The following is a 17,637-nucleotide window of genomic DNA, read 5'->3' as shown; positions in this document are numbered from 1 at the left end:
GACGTGAGGCTGGAGCCACTCCCCGGCAACCGGGTGGCGTGATCCGCCGCGGGGTGAGGGCACCCCTGCTCGTTGCGGTACCACCGACGACCGTTGACCGACGCGTGACGCGTCCTTGTTGCGCCGAGCCGGGCGGCGGGAGCGAGGACTGCCATGGCGCGATCGTCGTTGACCGAACAGCTGGTCGACCTCCGCCGGAGCTACACCGGCGAGAACCTCACCCAGGCCGTGCCCGCGGTGAAGGCGGTGCTGCACGACCTGCCCGACGACCGCCGCGAGCGCGTGGTCGACGCCCTGCGCGGCCGGGCCGACGTGCGCGGCCTGTTCCTGCCCGACGCCGAGGGCGACGACCAGCGCGCGCTGGAGTGCGTGCTGCTCAAGGCCGGTCTGGACGCGGGCGGGCACCTCCAACTGCGCCCGCCGGCGAGCATGCTGCGCCCGGCGCACGCGTTCCGCACCGTCGAACCCGGCGAGCACCCGCGCGTGCACCTCACCGAGCACGCCCTGGGTCCGCTGCTGTACGAGCTGCTGCCGCGCCACGACGAGTCGTGGGTGGCGGGCGTGCCGGGGCTGCGCGTCGTCCACCACCCGCGGTCGGTGGAGCTGCGGCTGGTCGGGCTGGACGCGGCGGTGCACCTCGCGGGCGTGGACGAGCGGGCGTGGGCGGAGGGCATGAAGTACGTGCGCACCCTGCTCAGAGGCCGCAACCTGGGCGGCACGTTCATCGACGGCCCGCTCACCGCGGTCGAGCGGGACCACCTGGACGAGACGCCGTACCCGACCGGCGTGGGCAGCGCCGTGCTGCGGCGGTACCACCTGTTCAGCGCGGCGCCGTGGGTGCGGGCGCTGGCGCAGGGCGACCGGTGGTGGGTCGAGTGGCCCGCGAGCCTGGGCGTGCCCCGGGTCGCCGACCGGCTGCTGCACCCCGTGTTCGGCCTGCCCGGCGCGGTGGAGACGCCCAGCGCCGGTGGCGGCCTCGGCCTGTCCACCGGCTGGTACGACCTGTTCCTGCGCGAGGTCGACGGACCGGACCCCGACCACGAGCCCGCGCTGGCCGCGATGGAGTGGCCGGAGGGCGTCACGGGGTGGTGGGAGCCGCCGCAGGCGGTGAGGTGAGCGACGCCTCCCCGGGCGGGTGACACCTGCCCGGGGAGGCGTGCACCCACGGCGTTCGGCGCAGCGGGGCCGTCCGATCCGACGAAGTCGTCACCGGTGGCCGTGATCACGGCCCAACCGCGCGGACGCGGCGGTGCACGCCGGTAGACTGCGGTTTCGTCCGACGCGACCGCGTCGAGCCGCCGTCAGAGTGTCAGGAGGACCCCGGTGACCCAACAGGCTGCCGAGGCCCAGCCCGAGGTCGCGCCCCGGCGCGTGCTCGTGGCCGAGGACGAAGCCCTCATCCGCCTCGACCTGGTCGAGATGCTCCGCGAGGAGGGGTACGAGGTGGCCGGTCAGGCCGCCGACGGCGACGAGGCGGTCACGCTGGCCACCGAGCTGCGGCCCGACCTGGTGATCATGGACGTGAAGATGCCCAAGGTCGACGGCATCGAGGCCGCGTCGGTGATCGCGGGCAAGCGCATCGCGCCGGTCGTCATCCTGACCGCGTTCAGCCAGCGCGACCTCGTCGAGCGCGCGCGGGACGCGGGCGCGATGGCCTACCTGGTCAAGCCGTTCGCCAAGCGCGACCTCGTGCCCGCGATCGAGCTGGCGATGAGCCGGTTCGCGGAGCTCCAGGCGCTGGAGAACGAGGTCGCCGGGCTCACCGAGCGGCTGGAGACGCGCAAGGTCGTCGAGCGCGCCAAGGGATTGCTGATGACCAAGCAGGGTCTGTCGGAGCCCGAGGCATTCCGCTGGGTGCAGCGCACCGCGATGGATCGCCGCACGACCATGAAGGCCGTGGCCGAAGCCGTCATCGAAAACTTCGGGTGAACTATCCCCCGCGAGTGATACCCGTTCGAGTATCGGACAGTCCGCTTGGTCATTCTCGGTTACTGCCCGCAATGGCGTTGTGACCTGCGGCGATTTGAGCTGGATTTAAGCTTGTTAACGTCGGGGCATTTCCCGGTGACTAGCGTCACGATGTGGACACAGAGCAGTAAGACCACCTGTTCACCGAACTCAACTGAAGCTACGTTCCCTCCCTAACCCACGCCCTCGTGTGAGGGCTCCGCCTACCGGCGGGATGGTTGGTGTCATGGGAGGTATTCCGGTGTCAGGAGCACGACTCGGCCGAGTTCTGGCGCTGGCGGCGGCTTCGTCGCTGGTGCTCGCGGCTTGCGCTGGAGGCGGCGGCGGTGGCGAAGCGGGAGGCGACGTCACCTCGGTCAAGATCGGGTTCATGGGTGACCTCACCGGTGAGAACGCGGCGATCGTGATCCCGCCCCGGAACGGGGCCGTGATGGCGGTCGAGGAGTACAACGCCAAGAACCCCAAGGTCAAGATCGAGCTGGTCCAGTACGACAGCCAGGGCAAGGCCGACCAGGCCACCTCGCTGATCACGAAGGCGATCACCCAGGACAAGATCGTGGCCCTCATCGGCCCGGCCTTCTCCGGTGAGTCCAAGGCCATCGGCGGCCAGCTCGAAGAGGGCAAGATCCCCAGCGTCTCGCCGTCGGCGACGAACCCGGGTCTCGCCGAGAACGGCTGGACCTACTGGCACCGCGTCGTGGCCAACGACGCCGACCAGGGCCCCGGCATCGCCGACTTCCTGATCAAGGCGAAGAGCCCGAAGAAGGCGTTCGTCCTGTCCGACGACCAGGAGTACAGCGTCGGCCTGGCCGACGCGGTCGCCAAGTCGTTCGAGGGCTCGGGCGTCGCGGTCGAGCGCGACAAGTTCGCCAAGGACGCGTCCGACTACTCGTCCACGGTCACGAAGGTCGCCGCGGCGAACCCCGACGTGATCGTCTTCGGCGGTTACTACGCGCAGGCCGGCCGCCTGCTCAAGCAGCTGCGCGACGGTGGCGTGAAGGCCACGTTCGCCTCCGGTGACGGCTCGCTCGACCAGCAGCTCGTGACCGGTGCCGGCCCGGAGGCGGCCGAGGGCGCCGTCCTGGCCTGCCCGTGCAACATCCCGACGCCCGACGTCACCGGCGCGCTGAAGACGTTCTTCGACAACTACAAGAAGAGCGCCAACGTCGACCCGGCCATCTACGCGACCGAGGGCTACGACGCCGCGACCGCGTTCATCAAGGCCGTCGAGGCGGGCAACACCACCGGCGAGAAGATCAACGAGTACCTGAAGACCGCCAGCTTCGAGGGCGTCTCCAAGCCGATCAAGTTCAAGGCGAACGGCGAGCCGGAGAACAACGCGATCTTCATCTACCAGGTCGTCGGCGGCAAGGTGAAGCTGCTGGGTGCCGCGGAGGAAGCGAAGCTCGAGGGCTGATCCGGGACGGATCAGGCAAGCAAGCTAGCGCGCTGGGGAGCGGGAGTGTCGTGGGAACGACAGCTCCCGCTCCCCGCCACTATGGCGAACTTTCTCTCCCCGCCCGTCTCGTGAGGCAAACCTGTCATGCTTGATGATTTCCTCAACCAGTTCCTGCCCAGCACGGTGGGCGGACTGGTGTTCGGCTCCATCTACGCGCTCGTCGCCCTCGGCTACACGATGGTCTACGGCGTGCTGCGTCTGATCAACTTCGCGCACTCCGAGATCTTCATGATCGGCACGTTCACGTCGCTCGTGGTGATCACCGCGATCGCGCCCGCGTCGCCGCTGACCGGGATCGCCCTGTTCGGCGTGATGCTGTTGATCATCGTGGCGTCCGCGGCCATCTCCGGCGGCGCCGCGATGCTGCTGGAGCTGGTGGCCTACCGGCCGCTGCGCCGCAAGGGCGCGACCCGGCTCACCGCGCTCATCTCCGCGATCGGCGCGTCGCTGTTCCTGCAAGAGCTGTTCGCGCTGGTCATCATCCCGTGGTTGACCGGCAACGCGGGCCGCAACCAGCAGTCCTCGGCGCGCATCGTGGATCGCGACACCGTGTTCTCCATCGGCAACGCGGCCATCCGCACCGACCACATCATCGTCGTGGTCGCCGCGGTCATCATGATGATCGCGCTGGACCGCCTGGTGAACAAGACCAAGATCGGTCGCGGCATCCGCGCCACCGCCCAGGACCCCGAGGCCGCGGTGCTCATGGGCGTCAGCATCGACAACATCGTGCGGGTCACGTTCCTGCTCGGTGGCGCGATGGCGGGCGTGGCGGGCGCGCTGTACCTGATGGAGTTCGAGAACACCGTCTTCAACGTCGGTTTCGTGCTCGGCATCAAGGCGTTCACCGCCGCCGTGCTCGGCGGTATCGGCAACCTCCGCGGCGCGCTGCTCGGCGGCATCGTGCTCGGCCTCATCGAGAACTGGGGCGCGATCTTCCTGGGTTCGGAGTGGAAGGACGTCATCGCGTTCACCGTCCTGGTGGTCGTGCTGATGTTCCGGCCGACCGGCATCCTCGGCGAATCCCTGCAGAAGGCCCGCGCATGAAAGGCAACGGAGTGACTGGCAACGCGAATCCGTTGAGGCGCGTGGGCGCCCTGTTCGACGGCGCACGCGACTGGTGGGAACGCGCCAAGACCTGGCAGCGGTACCTGGTGTACCTCGGCGCGATCGTCTTCGCGCTGATCCTGCCCGCGCCGTGGATCGGCTCGTTCATGTCGCCCGGCGCGGACTGGACGACCGTGCTGATCTACCCGATCGGCACCTACATCCTGCTGGCGGTCGGCCTGAACGTCGTGGTCGGCCAGGCGGGCCTGCTCGACCTCGGCTTCGTGGCGTTCTTCGCCATCGGCGGCTACACCCTGGCCTACTTCGCCACCGAGCACGGCTGGTGGTACTGGCCGACGGTCGTGTTCGGCGTCTTCCTGGCGGCGGTGTCGGGCGTCATCCTCGGCGCGCCGACGCTGCGGCTGCGCGGCGACTACCTGGCGATCGTGACGCTCGGGTTCGGTGAGATCATCCGGATCACCGCGAACAACACCGACGAGATCGGTGGCGCGCGCGGCATCCCGAACATCCCGCACCCGACGGACATGCCGTCGATCGGCATCGAGTTCGGCGTGCTGCCCGCGCCGTACTACTACCTGATGGTCCTCGCCATCGTGCTGGTGATCATCTTCTCGGTGCGGTTGCAGAAGAGCCGCGTCGGCCGCGCGTGGGCGGCGATCCGGGAGGACGAGGACGCGGCCGAGCTGATGGGCGTGCCGACGTTCAAGTTCAAGCTGCTCGCGTTCGCCATCGGCGCCATGATCGGCGGTCTGGCCGGCGGCATCTACGCGGGCAAGGCCGTGTTCATCGAGCCGAACACGTTCCCGTTCATCCTGTCCGCGACGATCCTCGCCGCGGTCGTGCTCGGCGGCGCGGGCAACCTGCCCGGCGTCATGCTGGGCGCGTTCGTCATCGCCTGGCTGCCCGAGCGGTTCCGCGAGGTCGGCTGGCTGAAGGACGCGCTGGGCAAGGACCCGGCCGAGTACCGCATCCTGCTGTTCGGCGGCGTGCTGGTGCTGATGATGGCCCTGCGGCCGGAGGGCCTGCTGCCCTCGCGGCGGCGCAAGGCCGAGCTGCACGAGGGCACCGGCGGCATGGGCACCATGGGTGCCGAGGTCGCGGGTCCGGACACCGATGTCTCGACGACGGAGGCGGCCAAGTGAGCACTCCCGTCCTTCAGCTGGACAACGTGACCATGCGCTTCGGCGGCGTGGTCGCCCTGCGCGAAGCGCGGCTCAGCGTCGGCCAGGGCGAGATCTTCGCCCTGATCGGCCCCAACGGCGCGGGCAAGACCACCGTGTTCAACGTGGTCACCGGCGTCTACCAGCCCACCGAGGGCCAGGTGCTGTTCAACGGCGCCCGGATCGACGGCGGCAAGCGGTTCAAGATCACCAAGCAGGGCATCGCCCGCACGTTCCAGAACATCCGGCTGTTCCACAACATGTCGGCGCTGGAGAACGTGATGGTGGGCGCGGACGCGCACCACAAGACCGGTGCGATCGGCGCCACGCTCAACTTGCCGTGGCACCGCAAGGAGGAGAAGCGCGGCCGCGAGCTGGCCCGGGAGCTGCTCGACTTCGTCGGCATCCCCGGCCGGATGACCGAGACCGCGAAGAACCTGCCCTACGGCGACCAGCGGCGGCTGGAGATCGCCCGCGCGCTGGCCACCGACCCGAAGCTGCTGCTGCTCGACGAGCCGGCGGCCGGCATGAACCCGGCCGAGAAGGAGTCGTTGCAGGCGCTGATCCGCAAGATCCGCGACAGCGGCCGGACCGTGCTGCTGATCGAGCACGACATGAGCCTGGTCATGGGCGTCAGCGACCGCGTGGCGGTGCTGGACTTCGGCCAGCTGATCGCAGAAGGGCTCCCGCAAGAAGTGCAGAACGACCCGAAGGTCATCGAAGCCTACCTGGGGGTGTCCGAAGATGCTTCTTGAGCTCAAGGACATCCACGTCCACTACGGCAAGATCGCCGCGATCAAGGGCATCAGCCTCCAGGTCCAGGACGGTGAGATCGTCTCGCTCATCGGCGCCAACGGCGCGGGCAAGACGACCACGCTGAAGACCATCTCCGGGTTGCGGCCGCTGACCAGCGGCCAGGTGCTGTTCAACGGCGACGACATCTCCAAGATGCCCGGCCACAAGCGGGTCATGGCGGGCATCGGCCAGTCACCGGAGGGCCGCGGGGTGTTCCCCGGCATGACGGTGCAGGAGAACCTGCTGATGGGCGCCTACACCCGCAAGGACGCGCTGGACGCCGACCTGGCCGAGGTCTACGAGCTGTTCCCGCGGCTCGCGGAGCGCAAGAACCAGTTCGGCGGCACGATGTCCGGCGGCGAGCAGCAGATGATCGCCATCGGCCGGGCGTTGATGACCAAGCCGAAGGTGCTCCTGCTGGACGAGCCGTCGATGGGCCTCGCGCCCATGCTCATCGCGCAGATCTTCGAGATCATCAAGGAGATCAACAAGCGCGGCACGACCGTGCTGCTGGTCGAGCAGAACGCGCAGCAGGCGCTGAAGCTCTCCGACCGCGCGTACGTGCTGGAGACCGGCCGGGTCGTGAAGAGCGCCCCCGGACCGGAGCTGCTGGACGACCCCCAGGTGCGCGCCGCGTACCTCGGCGGTCACTGACGGTCGCCGCGGGATCCCGCCGGCCCGGCTACGGCTGGGCCAGCGGGATCTCCGTGCTCGACTCGTCCTTCAGGTCGGTCAGCGTCGGACCGCCGTACACGCGCAGGGCCAGCGGCTTGGCGTCCTCGGGCAGGTCGTAGTAGACGTCGTACTCCAGGCGCACGTTCGCGCCGAGGTCGATCGTCTCCGGCTGCCGCTTGATGGTCATGGCCTGCGAGTCCACCTGGTGCTCGACCTCGTGGTCGTCGATCAGCACGTGCCTGCGGGCGTCGAACGACACGCTGCTGCGGCCGTTGTTGATCACGCTCATCCGGATCCGGACGAACTGGCCCTTGGCGTGGAACTCGGCGTGGCTGCCGATCAGCGTCGGCATCTCGGCGGTCAGCCCGACCAGCGTGAACGCCGTGTCGCCGTCCGAGGTGGTGGGGATCTTGAGCGGCTTCTCGTCCGGCCGCACCGTCTGCGGCGGCACCGGGTAGGTCTCCGCCGAACTCGCCGTCGTCTCCGGACCGGCCACCACCGGAGCGTCACCGCACCCGGCCGCCGCCAACACCACGGCCATCACCAGCACCACGCGCCGCACGCCCACCTCCGACTCACCGGGTCACCCTGAATTGCACACCTCGGCCGGCCGAACCGCACCTTCACACCTTCGGTTGGTCTTTCGGGGCGTCCTTGAGGAAGCACGTCAACCGGGCCGTGCACGCGCGCCGGCCCTGGTCGTCGGTGATGACGATCTCGTACGTGGCGGTGCTGCGTCCACGGTGGATCGGCGTGCACACGCCCGTGACGACGCCCTCGGTGACGGCCCGGTGGTGCGTGCAGGACAGCTCCAGGCCCACGGCCAGCCGCTCCGGCGCCGCGTGCATGGCCGCCGCGATCGAACCCAGCGTCTCGGCCAGCGCCGCGTTCGCGCCGCCGTGCAGCAGCCCGTACGGCTGGCGGTTGCCCTTCACCGGCATGGTGCCGACCAGCCGGTCGGCATCCCATCGGGTGATCTCGATGCCGAGCTTCGAGGTCAGCTGCTCGTGGGCGACGTCCTGGTCGGCGCCGGGGATGTCCTCGGGTGCTGGCGTCACGGGTTGCTCCAGTCGGTGCAGAACTGTCGGACCCCCACCCTAGACTCGGCCCGTGAGCACTTCAGAAGCCTCCCGCCTGCTGCTGGTCGACGGTCACTCCATGGCCTACCGCGCCTTCTTCGCGCTGCCCAAGGAGAACTTCCAGACGGGCACGGGCCAGACCACCAACGCGGTCTACGGCTTCACCTCGATGCTCATCAACCTGCTCCGGGACGAGAAGCCGACGCACGTGGCGGTGGCGTTCGACGTCTCGCGCAAGACCTTCCGCACCGAGGCGTACGCGGAGTACAAGGCCGGTCGCAGCGAGACGCCGGACGAGTTCCGCGGCCAGGTCAGCCTCATCGAGGACGTCCTGGGCACGCTGAACATCCCGGTGCTGTCCAAGCCCAACTTCGAGGCCGACGACCTGATCGCCACGCTCACCACGCAGGCCACGGCGCTGGGCTTCGAGGTGCTGATCTGCACCGGCGACCGCGACGCGCTCCAGCTGGTCACCGACAAGGTGACGGTGCTGTACCCGGTCAAGGGCGTGTCCGAGCTGGCCCGCTACACCCCCGAGCTGGTGCTGGAGAAGCAGGGCGTGCCGCCCGAGCTGTACGCCGACTACGCGGCGGTGCGCGGCGACTCGTCGGACAACCTGCCGAACACCCCCGGCGTCGGCCCGAAGACGATCGTGAAGCTGCTCACCCAGTTCGGCTCGCTGAACGGGCTGATCGACCACATCGACGAGGTGCCCGGCAAGGTGGGCGACGCGCTGCGCGCCAACCTGGCCAACATCATGCTCAACCGGCAGCTCACCGAGCTGGTGCGCGACGTGGAGCTGCCCCTGGGCCCGGCGGAGCTCCAGGCCCGGCCGTGGGACCGCGACGCCGTGCACCGGTTGTTCGACGAGCTGGAGTTCCGGGTCCTGCGCGACCGGCTGTTCTCCACCCTGTCCACCGCCGAGCCGGAGGCCGAGGAGGGCTTCGCGGTCAGCGGCGGCGCGGTGCCCGCGGGCGGGCTGGCGGCCTGGCTGGACGCGCACGCGCGCTCCGGCCGGGTCGGCGTGGCGATCCGCGCCGCCGGCGGCGACGTGGAGGGCCTGGCGCTGGCCGCGGTCGGCGGCGAGGGCGGGTACGTCGAGGTCGCGGCGCTGACCGAGGCCGACGAGAACGCGCTGGCCGCGTGGCTGGCCGACGAGTCGGTGAGCAAGGCGGCGCACGACCTGAAGCTGCCGCTGCGGGCGCTGCGGGCCCGCGGCTGGACGCTGCGCGGGGTGAGCAGCGACACGGCGCTGGCCGCCTACCTCGTGCGGCCCGGCCAGCGGTCGTTCGCGCTGGACGACCTGGCGCTGCGCTACCTCAAGCGCGAGCTGCGGGCCGAGGAGCCCGACGACGGCCAGCTGTCGCTGCTGGCCGACGAGGAGGAGGACCGGCAGAAGACCGCGCAGGCGGCGATCGTGCGGGCGTTCGCGGTGGCGGAGCTGGCCGACGCGCTGGACGCGGAGCTGGTCGCCACCGGTCAGGAGTCGCTGCTGGCGACCCTGGAGCTGCCGCTGATGATGGTGCTGGACGAGGTGGAGGCGGTCGGCATCGCGATCGACGCCGAGCACCTGGCGGCGCTGGAGGCGCACTTCGCCGCGGGCGTGAAGCAGGCCGCGCAGGACGCCTACGCGGTGATCGGCAAGGAGATCAACCTCGGCTCGCCCAAGCAGCTCCAGACCGTGCTGTTCGACGAGCTGCAGATGCCGAAGACGAAGAAGACCAAGACCGGGTACACGACGGACGCGGACGCGCTGCAGAACCTGCTGGAGTCCACCCAGCACCCGTTCCTGCAGCACCTGCTCGCGCACCGGGACGTGACCCGGCTGAAGTCCACGGTGGACGGGCTGCTCAAGTCGGTGGCCGACGACGGCCGCATCCACACCACGTTCCACCAGACGATCGCCGCGACCGGGAGGCTGTCGTCCACCGACCCGAACCTGCAGAACATCCCGATCCGCACCGACGAGGGCAGGCGCATCCGCGAGGCGTTCGTGGTCGGGCCGGGTTACGCCGAGCTGATGACCGCGGACTACAGCCAGATCGAGATGCGGATCATGGCGCACCTGTCCGAGGACGAGGGCCTGATCGAGGCGTTCCGCAGCGGCGAGGACCTGCACACGTTCGTCGCCTCCCGCGCGTTCTCGGTGCCGACCTCCGAGGTCACCGCAGAGCAGCGCCGCCGGGTGAAGGCCATGTCGTACGGCCTGGCGTACGGGCTGTCGGAGTACGGGCTGGCGCAGCAGCTGCGGATCTCTGCGGCCGAGGCGCGGGAGCAGAAGGAGGCGTACTTCGCCCGGTTCGGCGGGGTGCGCGACTACCTGCACGCCGTGGTCGAGGACGCGCGCAAGAAGGGCTACACCGAGACGATCCTCGGCCGCCGGCGCTACCTGCCGGACCTGACCAGCGACAACCGGCAGCGCCGGGAGATGGCCGAGCGGATGGCGTTGAACGCGCCGATCCAGGGCAGTGCGGCGGACATCATCAAGGTCGCGATGCTGGGCGTGTTCCGCGCGCTGGCGGAGTCGGGTCTGCGGTCGCGAATGCTGTTGCAGGTGCACGACGAACTCGTGCTGGAAATCGCCGAGGGCGAGCGCGAACAAGTGGAGGAGTTGGTCCGCGCGCAGATGGGCGGGGCCTATGAATTGTCGGTGGCGCTGGAGGTCTCAGTGGGCGTCGGCCGTTCCTGGGATGCCGCCGCCCACTGAGAATCGACCCGGTCAGTCGAGGTAGCAGTACCAGCTGTACTCGTCGTTCTCGTCCCAGTAGGCGGGCTTGGCCCATTGCTTGTTGTACTGCCACTGGCAGGCGGCGTACATGTTGATGTCCTCGAGGCTGCCGTCCTGCCGGACGCAGTACCAGCTGTAGACGGTGTGCGGCGACTCGTTCGTGACGTCGCGGTGGCCGAGCTTGCGGCAGAACTCCCAGAGGTTCACCCCGCCCAGGTTCTCGTACCGCGGGCTCGCCGAAGCGGTGGTCGCGGTGCCCGGGGTGGCGGGCGCCGCGGTGGCGGCGACCGCGGGGCCGAACGCGAGGGCGATACCCAGTGCCGTCACCGCCAACGCCTTTGCCGTCTTCATCATCGCGTTTTCTCCTCATCGGGGGAAAGGCTCGGTTTATCGCACCGAGCCTGTCCGAATATAGGAGTCGCCTTTCTGTTCCGGCAATGCCCGGTTAGAGTGCCACGCCGTTGTCCGGTGGAACGCGATAATCACCGGAAAGAGGTGACCGGGGGCGGTAACGCGCACGGTTGGTGACGCTTTTCCCGGTCGTTGACCGCTGCGGGCGTCACCGGCGCGGGGTGCGGACAGTCGTACTTCGCTCGGCGGGTCGGCGGGTCGGCATTCGTCGTGGCGGAAGGGGTGGCCAGGGTCGACGGCCCGGTGTTCGGTGGTCGCGGGCGCGGCCGTGGGGCAGGTGCTGTGCTCACGCGCCCGAGTCGCGCAGCGGCGTGACGCGGACGTCCCGCGCGGTCAGCTCCGCGCCGCAGCCCTCGCACGCCACGTGCACGCCGACATCCCCGCCGCACGTGCGGTGGTGCAGGTCGAACGAGGGACCTTCGGCCGGTGACATCCAGCGGTCGCCCCACTTCCGCAGCGCCATCAGCACCGGGTAGAGGTCGAGGCCCTTCTCGGTCAGCCGGTACTCGTACCGCGTCCGCACGTCCTTGTACGCCTCGCGGCGCAGGATGCCCTCCTCGACCAGCGTGCCCAGCCGCTCGGTCAGCACACTGCGGGAGATGTCCATCGCGGTCTGGAAGTCCTCGAACCGCCGCGTGCCCAGGAACGCCTGCCTGAGCAGCAACAACGTCCAGCGCTCGCCCAGCAGGGCGGCGGGCAGCGACACCGTGCACAGCTCGTCGGCAACCTTCACGTGGGCCATGTCCGCCCACGATACCCCTTGCGTTCGGAAAACGGATCCAGCTAGGGTTCGGAATCCGAACCCAAGGGGCGTCCGCCATGAGAGTCCGCGAACTGCACGCCGCCGAGGCGGGCCACGTCGTCGACACCGTGTTCCACGGCCTGTCCCCGCGGAGCCGCTACCTGCGCTTCCACGCCCCGGTGCCGCGCCTGACCGCGTCCATGCGCCGCCGGCTCACCGACCTCGACGGCCACCGCAAGGCCGCCGTCGTCGCCGAGTGCCACCGCACGCCGATCGGCATCGGCCGGTTGATCGCCACCGGTGACGACACGGCGGAGATCGCCTTGGCCGTGGTCGACCCGTGGCAGCGCAAGGGTGTCGGCACCGAGCTCGTGGCCGCGCTCGGCCGACTGGCCACCGGCCTGCGCTACCACGAGCTGCACGGCGACGTCCTGGGCGAGAACCAGCCGATGCTGCGCCTGGTCGCCCGCGTCTTCCCCGGCGCCCGCCTCACCCGCGAGGAGGACGACGTGATCCGGGTGAGCTACCCGCTGACCTTCGAGTTGACCCACGAGGAGCTGGTGGCGGACCTGCGGTGGTGAGCACAATGGGCGGTATGCGACGGATCTTCGGGTTGGCGCTCGTCCTGGTCCTGCTGGCACCACCGGCCGCGGCGTCGACGCCGCCCGGTGACCGGCCGCTGCCCGGCTACACGATCGACAACCCGCCGCTGCCGCCCGCGCAGGTCGGTGGTGAGCCGTCCCGGGTGTTGCAGGGCGTGCACGAGCACGCCGCGTACACGATCGAGGTGCCGCCGCGCTGGAACGGCCGGCTGGTCCTGTGGGCGCACGGCCACCGCGGCGCGAGCACCGTGCTCACCGTCGACCCGCCCGCCTACGGCCTGCGCCAGAAGCTGCTCGACCAGGGCTTCGCCTGGGCCGCGTCCAGCTACTACGCCAACGGCTACGACGTGGAGGCCGGTGTGCTGAGCACGCACGACCTGGCCAAGCACTTCCACCGGGTGGTCGGCAAGCCGCGGGACGCGTTCATCGCGGGCGTCTCCATGGGCGGTCACGTCATCGGCCGGTCGCTGGAGCAGTTCCCCGGCTTCTACCGGGCCGCGCTACCGCTGTGCGGCGTGCTCGGTGACCAGGAGCTGTTCGACTTCTTCCTCGACTACAACGTCACCGCGCAGGCACTCAGCGGCATCCGCGCGTGGCCGGCGCCGGCCGACTACCCGACCGCGGTGGTGCCGCGCATCCAGGCCGCGCTCGGGCTGACCGGCACGCCGAACGAGCGGGGCGCGCAGTTCGCCGCGATCGTCGCGAACCGCAGCGGCGGACCGCGACCGGGCTTCGCGCCCGCGTTCGCGTACTGGAAGGACTTCCTGTTCGGCCTCGCCACGCCGTCGGGCGGCGAGGGTCTGGCGGCCGACCCGGGCCAGGTCGCGACCAACGTGCTGACCCGGTACGAGCCGAACGCGCCGGTCGACGTCAACCGCGAGGTCCAGCGCGTGCTGCCGGAGAACCCGAAGGCCCGCCTCACGCCGAGGCTGACCGAGGTGCCGCGCATCGCCGGCCGCCCGTCCGCGCCGGTGCTGTCCCTGCACGACTTGGGCGACCTGTTCGTGCCGTTCTCGATGGAACAGGTCTACGAGCGCGACGTGGAGCGCAACGGCCGCGGCCACCTGCTCGCGCAGCGGGCGATCCGCGCGATCGGCCACTGCGAGTTCAGCCCGAACGAGGTCGGCGGGGCCTGGGACGACCTGCTGGCCTGGGCGGACACCGGCCGCCGGCCCGCCGCGGACGTGGTGGACGACCCGGCCGTCGTGGCCGCGCCGACCTACGGCTGCCGGTTCACCGACGCCGCTGCCCGCACCGAGCCGAACAGCACCCGCCGCCTGTTCCCGGCCTGCTAGGCGGTCTTCAGCAAGCGCATGCCGATCGGGATCGCCTCGCCGAGCAGGCCGATCCCGATCGACAGCGTCAGCGGGCGCGCGTCCGCCGCCGTGCCGGCCGACGCCGCGGCCAGGGCCAGCGCCACGCTCACCGCCGCCGAGCCCGCCCACACCAGCAGCGTCCACGGCGTGTACCGCTGCCACGGCACGCCGTCCCGGGTGAAGACCCGGATCGTCGCGCCCCGCGCCACGCCGAGCCCGAGCCCGACCACCGAGCCCGCGACCAGCCACGTCCAGTCGACCGCGGTCAGGTGCACCTCCCGCAGCGCGTACACCCCGAGCCCCGCCAGCACCACGGGCGGCCCGGCGAGGTCGCGCGCGTTCACCCGCTCGCCGTGGAACCGCTTCGCCACCACCACGACCACCCCTGCGGCGATCAACACCCAAGTCGGCACGACGTCCCCCTCGTTTTGTGGCATGCCTGTGCCAAATAAGCTAGCACGGGTGTGCTAGAAAGGGGTGTGCCCAAGGTCGTCGACCCCGAGGCCCGTCGCCGCGAGGTGGCCGAGGCCGTGTTCCGCGTCGTCCGCCGCCAAGGTCTGGAGCAGGCGTCGCTGCGCAACGTCGCCGACGAGGCCGGGCTCGCCATCGGCTCGGTCCGGCACTACTTCGCCGACCACGACGACCTGCTCCGGTTCGCCCTCGAGGAGCTCAACGACCGGCTCGAACGCCGCATCATGGCCCACGTCGCGGCGGTCCGGGCGGCGGCGACCCGGGACGGGCGGCGGCAGGCGGTCGAGGACCTGCTCGGCGAACTCCTGCCGCTGGACCCGGACCGCCGCGACGAGTCGGAGATCTGGCTGGCCTTCACCACCGCCGCACGCACCCGGCCCGCGCTGCGGTCGCAGGCGCGGCGGCTGCACGAGGGCCTGCGCATGATCGTCGGCAGGGTCCTGGCCGGTGGCGGCGTGGCGGACGTGGAGGTGGAGACCGAACGGCTGGCCGCGCTCCTCGACGGCCTCGCGCTGGGTGGTGTGCTCCAGCCCGACCTCACCACGCCGGAGGTCATGCGCGCCGTGCTGCGCCGGCACCTGGCGTCGTTGACCGCCGGGTGAGATCGCGGCCTTGACGGTGTCCGGTCGGCGCGGGTTAGCGTGGCGGAAAACGCTTACCAGGAGGCGCGCATGGCACGCAGGCGTTACGCGGTCGTGGGCACCGGCGCACGCGCCGAGCTGCACGTGGACGCGATCGTCGAGCACGCCGACCAGGGGGAGCTGGTCGCGTTCTGCGACGTCAACCCCACCCGCATGGCCGTGCACAACGCACGCCTCGACCGGCCCGTGCCGACCTACGCGGCCGAGGCCTTCCGGCGGATGATCGCCGACGAGCGGGTGGACGTCGTCGTGGTCTGCACCGTCGACCGCAACCACGACACCTACATCGTCGAGGCGCTGGACGCGGGCTGCGACGTCGTCACCGAGAAGCCGATGACGGTGGACCCGGCGGGCGTCGGCAGGGTCTTCGACGCGGTGGACCGCACCGGCGGCCGCGTCACGGTCACGTTCAACTACCGGTACAACCCGGTGCACGAGAAGGTCCGCGAGCTGCTGGCCGGCGGCGCGGTCGGCGAGATCGGCTCGGTGCACTTCGAGTGGCTGCTCGACGTGCGCCACGGCGCCGACTACTTCCGCCGCTGGCACCGCGACAAGGCCGACTCCGGCGGTCTCCTGGTGCACAAGGCCACCCACCACTTCGACCTGCTCAACTGGTGGGTCGGCTCGGTGCCGGAGGTCGTGCACGCGTACGGGCGGCTGTTCTTCTACGGCGACGAGAACGGCAAGCGGCACGGCCATCATCGGCCCTACGACCGGGTGCACGGCTCGCCGGAGGCCCATGACGACCCGTTCGCCCTGCACATCGGCCGTGACGACTGGCTGCGCCGGCTCTACCTCGACGCCGAGCACGAGGACGGCTACCTGCGCGACCGGAACCCCTTCGCCCCCGGTGTGTCCATTGAGGACGACATGTCGGTGCTGGTCCGCTACGCCGGCGGCGCGACCCTGACCTACCACCTGACGGCCTACTCGCCGTGGGAGGGCTACCGGCTGATGGTCAACGGCAGCCGCGGCCGGCTGGAGCTGGAGGTGGTGGAGAACAGCTGGGTCAGCGGCCGGCAGCCGGCCGTGCACGGCAAGGAGGCCAACCCCGAGGAGGGGCACGTCCGGCTGACCGTGCAGCCCCTGTTCGAGAGGGCCGTCGAGATCCCGCTGGAGGCCGGTCGCGCCGGGCACGGCGGCGCGGACGCCCGGATGACCGCCGTGCTGTACGGACCGCCCGGCCAGCCGGACCCCCTCGGCCGCCGCGCCACGCACCGCGACGGCGCGTTGTCGCTGGCCACGGGCTTCGCCGCGAACCGCAGCATCGAGACCGGAGAACCCGTGCGCGTGGCGGAGTTGTCGGACCTCGGTTGGCGGTAGCCTGGCTCGGTGCCGCTCCTGGGACCCGCCGACGAGTTGCCGCACCCGCCGCGCCGGGTGCTCGTGGCCGGCACGTCCGGCTCCGGGAAATCGACCCTGGCCAGTCTCGTCGCCCGCACCCTCGGGCTGTCCTATGTGGAGATGGACTCGCTGTTCCATGGTCCACAGTGGACTCCCAGGGTGGAGTTCGAGGACGACGTGCGCAGGTTCGTCAAGGGCGACGCGTGGGCCACCGAGTGGCAGTACAGCCTGGTCCGGCCGGTGCTGCTGGAGCACGCCGACACGCTGGTCTGGTTGGACCACCCGCGGCACGTGGTGATGCGGCGGGTGACGGTGCGGACCGCGGTGCGCCGGCTGCGCCGCCAGGAGCTGTGGAACGGCAACGTCGAACCGCCGCTGCGCACGGTGCTCACCGATCCCGAGCACCTGCTGCGGTGGGCGTGGAAGTCGCACGCCCGCACCGGCGAACGGGTCCGCGCGGTGCTCCGGGGCGAGCACGCCGACCGGATCGCGGTGGTGCGGCTGCGCGGGCAGCGTGAGGTCGACCAGTGGCGGTCCGGCCCCTTGCGGCGGGCCGCCGAACGCGGCGAGGAGTCGGTGCGATGAGCGAGCGGACGGCGTTGGTGCTGGGCGGGACCGGGATGCTGAAGGGGTGCGCGGACGAGCTGGTGGCGCAGGGCTGGCGGGTGGTGCTGCCCAGCCGCCGGCCCGAGGGGCTGCTGGGCAGCGCGGCCAAGGCCGCCCTGCGCGGTCGCGCCCACGTGCCGCACGTCAGCGGCGCGCGAGGCGCGCGGATCGCCGTGGCCGCGGACTGGGCCAGACCGGCCGAGCTGGCCGACCGGGTCCGCGAGGTGGTGGACGGGCCCTCCGACCTGCTGGTGGCCTGGGTGCACGCGAGCTACCGGGACGCCGTCCTGCGCGCCGTCGCACCCCTGCTCGCACCGCACGCCCCGGTGGTGGAGGTGCACGACAGCGGCGCCATCCACGCCGTGCGCGGCGTGCCCGACCCGGCCCTGGACGGCCACCCGACCCAGCAGGTCGTGCTCGGCTTCGTCCGCCACGGCGGCAGCACCCGCTGGCTGAGCCACGACGAGACCTCGACCGGCGTCCTCGACGCCGTCCACCGCGCCCTGGACGGCCGACCCCCGTCGGTGCACCAGGTCGGCGAGATCGACACCTGGGTGATGCGGCACTAGCGC

General features: G+C 70.8%; 19 protein-coding genes. 14 read left to right on the top strand and 5 right to left on the bottom strand.

Annotation, left to right across the window (positions count from 1 at the left end; genetic code table 11):
• Window positions 1-153: 153 nt before the first annotated feature.
• The 7 genes from ACIQMJ_RS35025 (at window position 154) to ACIQMJ_RS34995 (ending at window position 7,104) form a co-directional block, all read left to right on the top strand.
• Window positions 154-1,116 (top strand): hypothetical protein, encoded by a 963-nt coding sequence (locus ACIQMJ_RS35025; RefSeq protein ID WP_499765284.1) that lies wholly within the window; start codon window positions 154-156, stop codon window positions 1,114-1,116.
• 207 nt (window positions 1,117-1,323) lie between these two features.
• On the top strand, window positions 1,324-1,929 hold the full coding sequence (locus tag ACIQMJ_RS35020; protein ID WP_073888656.1) for an ANTAR domain-containing response regulator: 606 nt from the start codon (window positions 1,324-1,326) through the stop codon (window positions 1,927-1,929).
• 280 nt (window positions 1,930-2,209) lie between these two features.
• Window positions 2,210-3,385: a branched-chain amino acid ABC transporter substrate-binding protein gene (locus ACIQMJ_RS35015; protein ID WP_499765283.1), complete on the top strand. Its 1,176-nt coding sequence runs from the start codon at window positions 2,210-2,212 to the stop codon at window positions 3,383-3,385.
• Between the two features lie 126 nt (window positions 3,386-3,511).
• Window positions 3,512-4,474: a branched-chain amino acid ABC transporter permease gene (locus tag ACIQMJ_RS35010; protein ID WP_499765282.1), complete on the top strand. Its 963-nt coding sequence runs from the start codon at window positions 3,512-3,514 to the stop codon at window positions 4,472-4,474.
• Window positions 4,471-5,637: a branched-chain amino acid ABC transporter permease gene (locus ACIQMJ_RS35005; RefSeq protein WP_499765281.1), complete on the top strand. Its 1,167-nt coding sequence runs from the start codon at window positions 4,471-4,473 to the stop codon at window positions 5,635-5,637. The genes ACIQMJ_RS35010 and ACIQMJ_RS35005 overlap by 4 nt, the downstream gene beginning before the upstream one ends.
• 32 nt (window positions 5,638-5,669) lie before the next feature.
• Complete coding sequence (locus tag ACIQMJ_RS35000; protein WP_499765336.1) at window positions 5,670-6,410, top strand: ABC transporter ATP-binding protein; 741 nt, start codon at window positions 5,670-5,672, stop codon at window positions 6,408-6,410.
• Window positions 6,400-7,104 (top strand): ABC transporter ATP-binding protein, encoded by a 705-nt coding sequence (locus ACIQMJ_RS34995; RefSeq protein ID WP_499765280.1) that lies wholly within the window; start codon window positions 6,400-6,402, stop codon window positions 7,102-7,104. The genes ACIQMJ_RS35000 and ACIQMJ_RS34995 overlap by 11 nt, the downstream gene beginning before the upstream one ends.
• Before the next feature lie 28 nt (window positions 7,105-7,132).
• On the opposite strand, the gene ACIQMJ_RS34990 is transcribed toward ACIQMJ_RS34995, so the two are convergent.
• The gene (locus ACIQMJ_RS34990) at window positions 7,133-7,687 is read right to left on the bottom strand and encodes a DUF4352 domain-containing protein (RefSeq protein ID WP_499765279.1); all 555 of its coding nucleotides are present in this window, start codon (window positions 7,685-7,687) and stop codon (window positions 7,133-7,135) included.
• Window positions 7,688-7,748: 61 nt separating this feature from the next.
• Window positions 7,749-8,183, bottom strand: coding sequence for a hotdog fold thioesterase (locus ACIQMJ_RS34985; protein WP_499765278.1), 435 nt, complete (start codon window positions 8,181-8,183; stop codon window positions 7,749-7,751).
• A 52-nt stretch (window positions 8,184-8,235) separates the two neighbouring features.
• Here ACIQMJ_RS34985 and polA point away from each other — a divergent pair, with 52 nt between their 5' ends.
• Window positions 8,236-10,911 carry a DNA polymerase I gene (polA, locus tag ACIQMJ_RS34980; RefSeq protein ID WP_499765277.1) on the top strand — a complete coding sequence of 892 codons (2,676 nt, stop codon included), beginning with the start codon at window positions 8,236-8,238 and terminating at the stop codon, window positions 10,909-10,911.
• 12 nt (window positions 10,912-10,923) lie between these two features.
• Here polA and ACIQMJ_RS34975 read toward each other — a convergent pair whose 3' ends face one another.
• Both ACIQMJ_RS34975 and ACIQMJ_RS34970 read right to left on the bottom strand, forming a co-directional pair.
• On the bottom strand, window positions 10,924-11,286 hold the full coding sequence (locus tag ACIQMJ_RS34975; protein ID WP_499765276.1) for a hypothetical protein: 363 nt from the start codon (window positions 11,284-11,286) through the stop codon (window positions 10,924-10,926).
• Window positions 11,287-11,629: 343 nt separating this feature from the next.
• Window positions 11,630-12,085, bottom strand: a complete 456-nt coding sequence (locus tag ACIQMJ_RS34970) for a winged helix-turn-helix transcriptional regulator (RefSeq protein WP_387495238.1) — start codon at window positions 12,083-12,085, stop codon at window positions 11,630-11,632.
• A gap of 77 nt (window positions 12,086-12,162) precedes the next feature.
• Between ACIQMJ_RS34970 and ACIQMJ_RS34965 the strand changes: the two genes are divergently transcribed.
• Window positions 12,163-12,666 carry a GNAT family N-acetyltransferase gene (locus ACIQMJ_RS34965; RefSeq protein ID WP_499765275.1) on the top strand — a complete coding sequence of 168 codons (504 nt, stop codon included), beginning with the start codon at window positions 12,163-12,165 and terminating at the stop codon, window positions 12,664-12,666.
• 14 nt (window positions 12,667-12,680) lie between these two features.
• Entirely contained in the window at window positions 12,681-13,982 is a 1,302-nt protein-coding gene (locus ACIQMJ_RS34960; RefSeq protein WP_499765274.1) for an alpha/beta hydrolase, read from the top strand.
• On the opposite strand, the gene ACIQMJ_RS34955 is transcribed toward ACIQMJ_RS34960, so the two are convergent.
• Window positions 13,979-14,416, bottom strand: coding sequence for a DUF1453 domain-containing protein (locus tag ACIQMJ_RS34955; protein ID WP_499765273.1), 438 nt, complete (start codon window positions 14,414-14,416; stop codon window positions 13,979-13,981). The genes ACIQMJ_RS34960 and ACIQMJ_RS34955 overlap by 4 nt on opposite strands.
• 66 nt (window positions 14,417-14,482) lie before the next feature.
• Between ACIQMJ_RS34955 and ACIQMJ_RS34950 the strand changes: the two genes are divergently transcribed.
• The 4 genes from ACIQMJ_RS34950 (at window position 14,483) to ACIQMJ_RS34935 (ending at window position 17,634) form a co-directional block, all read left to right on the top strand.
• Entirely contained in the window at window positions 14,483-15,076 is a 594-nt protein-coding gene (locus ACIQMJ_RS34950) for a TetR/AcrR family transcriptional regulator (RefSeq protein WP_499765272.1), read from the top strand.
• Window positions 15,077-15,145: 69 nt separating this feature from the next.
• Complete coding sequence (locus ACIQMJ_RS34945) at window positions 15,146-16,438, top strand: Gfo/Idh/MocA family protein (protein WP_499765271.1); 1,293 nt, start codon at window positions 15,146-15,148, stop codon at window positions 16,436-16,438.
• Between the two features lie 9 nt (window positions 16,439-16,447).
• The gene (locus ACIQMJ_RS34940; RefSeq protein ID WP_499765270.1) at window positions 16,448-17,044 is read left to right on the top strand and encodes a P-loop NTPase family protein; all 597 of its coding nucleotides are present in this window, start codon (window positions 16,448-16,450) and stop codon (window positions 17,042-17,044) included.
• Entirely contained in the window at window positions 17,041-17,634 is a 594-nt protein-coding gene (locus ACIQMJ_RS34935) for a Rossmann-fold NAD(P)-binding domain-containing protein (RefSeq protein WP_499765269.1), read from the top strand. The genes ACIQMJ_RS34940 and ACIQMJ_RS34935 overlap by 4 nt, the downstream gene beginning before the upstream one ends.
• The last annotated feature ends 3 nt before the right edge of the window (window positions 17,635-17,637 follow it).

This window comes from Actinosynnema sp. NPDC091369, assembly GCF_044757065.1.
In the GTDB taxonomy this organism is placed as follows: Bacteria; Actinomycetota; Actinomycetes; order Mycobacteriales; family Pseudonocardiaceae; genus Actinosynnema.
The sequence above is the reverse complement of the archived record's forward strand: the minus strand, read 5'-3'. Positions and strand labels throughout refer to the sequence as shown.